Genomic DNA, 2,609 nt, shown 5'->3' with positions numbered 1-2,609 from the left:
GGCGGACGCCCGCCGCCGGTACGGGCCCCGGCCCCGCCGGTACGGGCCCCAGTGCTGCCGCCGGTACGGGACGCCGGAGGCCGGGTCCCGCCCGTCCGCGGCCCGGTCGGTCGCGACGACGGGTTCTTCCCCTGGGCGGGGCCGCCGACGCCGCCCGTGCCCACGGCCCCGCCGTGCGTCGTCCGCTCCGTGTACCGCTCCGTCGGCCGCACCGTCTGCCGGGCCTGCTCGACCCGCTCCCGCTGCGCCGGCGGCCGCGCGTCCGGCAGGCCCTGGGCCTCCCGCGCCGCGATCTCCTTCAGCCGCATGGACAACTGCAGCGTGCTCGGCCGCTCCTCCGGGTCCTTCGCCAGACAGGCCCGCACCAGCGGGGCGAGCGCGTCCGGGACGCCGTGCAGCTGAGCCTCCTCGTGCACGACCCGGTACAGCATGACCTCGGAACTGCCGTGCCCGAAGGGCGAGTCCGCCATCGCCGCGTACGCGAGCGTCGCGCCGAGCGAGAAGACGTCCGTCGCGGGCGTGACGGCCGCGCCGCGCACCTGCTCGGGCGCGAGGAAGCCGGGGGAGCCGACCGCCGTCCCCACATGCGTGAGCGTGCTCGCGCCGGTCGCCCAGGCGATGCCGAAGTCGATGATCCGCGGGCCCTTGGGGGACAGCAGGATGTTCGACGGCTTGAGGTCCCGGTGCACCACCCCGGCCTCGTGGACGGCGACCAGGCCCTCCGAGAGCGCCGCGCCGATCGCCGCGACGTCGGCGGCTCGCAGCGGGCCCTCCTCGGCCACCCGGTCGTGCAGCGACGGGCCGGGCACGTACTGGGTCGCGAACCAGGGCCGTTCGGCCTCCAGGTCGGCGGCGACCAGGCGGGCCGTGCAGCCGCCCCGGATCCGCCGCGCGGCGGACACCTCGCGGGCGAAACGCGAGCGGAACTCCTGGTCCTCCGCGAGATCCGGCCGGATCACCTTCAGCGCGACGCGCTGCCCGCGCCGGTCCGAGCCGAGGTAGACGACCCCCATCCCGCCCGCGCCGAGGCGCCGGTGGAGCCGGAACGACCCGACGATCCGCGGATCCTCGCGCCGGAGCCGCATCATCGCCATGTCCGTCCCCTGGTCGTCCGTTCTGACGTGGCACAGCTTACGTACCGTCGCCCCGGTGTGCTCATAGGCCGCGCCCTCGTGGCCCGATCGATTGTCAGTGCGCGGTGGGAGAATTGAGGGGTGGTCAGGGAGCCGCCGTTCGGCGGCTCTCGGGCCCTGCACGTTCCCAAGGGCCCGTCGCAGAAGGGGGATTGGATCGATGAAGGGTGACCGGGTGGAGATAGTCGTGGACGCGGGGGACACGACTCGGACGTACGAAGTGGTGGCAAGCCGGGCGGGGCGCAGGGTGGAGACCGCGGTGCGCCGGGGGGTGGTCGAAGTGAGCGAAGTCACGCGGAACGGGTCGGTGGTGCGGACCGCCCGGTTCATGGCGAACCGGGTCCTGGCGCTGGTCGAGCAGCCCGTGCCCCGAGAGGCCGCGGGCGAGGGAGCCGGGCCGGGATCCGACGGCTGACCTGGGCGGACGCGGAGGGGACGCCGAGCGGCCGCCGGCGGTCCGGTGGTGTCCCCTCCGGGAAGACCCCCAGGCCGGACGACGCGTCTCCACCCAGGGGAGTACGCCCGGAGGGGTGGGCTCATCCTCCGGGAGGCCCGGAAGCCGGTACGCGGGCATGACGCCGGGGCCGCTCCGCGTCCCTAATGTTGAAGTCAAGCGGCGGGTGGTGCACTCGTCCCCCGAGGTCAGACACCCGCCGCTGCCGACATGACAGGAGAGGAACCATGGCGCACACGGCATCCCGCACGTTGAACCGTACGCAGGGACGCCGCCACCCCCTGGTGGCGACCGCCATGGTCCTCCCGCTCGCGGCCCTGCTCGTCGTCGTTTTCGGCGGCTGGGACGCGGTGGTCACACAAGCGTCGTCCGTGGGCGTGATGCTGGGGCGCTGAGCGGCGCCCTGGACCCGGGAGAGCGGCCCGGGTCGGGGACATCCGACCACCAACCCCGTGGGGACGGGGGTGCGGCGGACGACAGCGTTTGGCCGGTCAGCTGGGGAGCTGACCGGCCATCGCGCTTTCCCGGGGTGCACGGCCCGTCTCCGTGCGCTCCTGCCACCGGCCCACGTGCCTGCCCGCCCTCCCACGTACCCTCCTCCCGTGGTCGAACACAGCACCGTCCTCCTGAGCGAGCTCAGCCGGCTCGCCCGTGACGCCGCCCATCTCCCCGCGCCCCGCGAGTCCTGCCGGGCCTGCGGGCGGTCCGATGACGGCGGTGACGCCCGTACGGACGTGCTCGCCGACCGGGCCGACGGCACCGTCGTACGGCACGGCGAGGCCGTCGCGAAGGCCCATGCTCCCGGCACCGACCCCGCCGGCCACGCCGCCCGCGTCGAGGTCGCCGCCGCCCCCGAGCTCCGCGGCATCCTCCTGCCGCCCCTCCCGCTCCCGGACGCCACGGTGGAGGGCCGCCCGGTCACCGCCTGGCCCTACGGCGTCCCCGTGGACCCCGCCGACCCGGACGCCGCGCCCTGGGAGGAGACCGCCCGCCTTCTCGCCCGACTCCACCGCACCCCGCCG

The 2,609-nt window shown here is 75.5% G+C and carries 3 protein-coding genes and 1 pseudogene; 3 read left to right on the top strand and 1 reads right to left on the bottom strand.

The window, feature by feature from the left end; all coding sequences use genetic code 11:
- The coding region (locus tag VIU94_RS25740) for a serine/threonine-protein kinase (RefSeq protein ID WP_331914596.1) at positions 1-1,094 on the bottom strand (1,094 nt) is incomplete at its 3' end.
- Between the two features lie 199 nt (positions 1,095-1,293).
- Between VIU94_RS25740 and VIU94_RS25735 the strand changes: the two genes are divergently transcribed.
- The 3 genes and pseudogenes from VIU94_RS25735 to VIU94_RS25725 all read left to right on the top strand — a co-directional run.
- Complete coding sequence (locus VIU94_RS25735) at positions 1,294-1,548, top strand: DUF8836 family protein (RefSeq protein WP_331914594.1); 255 nt, start codon at positions 1,294-1,296, stop codon at positions 1,546-1,548.
- Between the two features lie 266 nt (positions 1,549-1,814).
- The gene (locus tag VIU94_RS25730) at positions 1,815-1,982 is read left to right on the top strand and encodes a hypothetical protein (RefSeq protein ID WP_331914592.1); all 168 of its coding nucleotides are present in this window, start codon (positions 1,815-1,817) and stop codon (positions 1,980-1,982) included.
- A gap of 207 nt (positions 1,983-2,189) precedes the next feature.
- Positions 2,190-2,609, top strand: a pseudogene (locus tag VIU94_RS25725) (aminoglycoside phosphotransferase family protein); the annotation flags it as partial.

Origin of the sequence: Streptomyces sp. (assembly GCF_036566765.1) — a bacterium.
Taxonomy (GTDB): Bacteria; Actinomycetota; Actinomycetes; order Streptomycetales; family Streptomycetaceae; genus Streptomyces.
The sequence above is the reverse complement of the archived record's forward strand: the minus strand, read 5'-3'. Positions and strand labels throughout refer to the sequence as shown.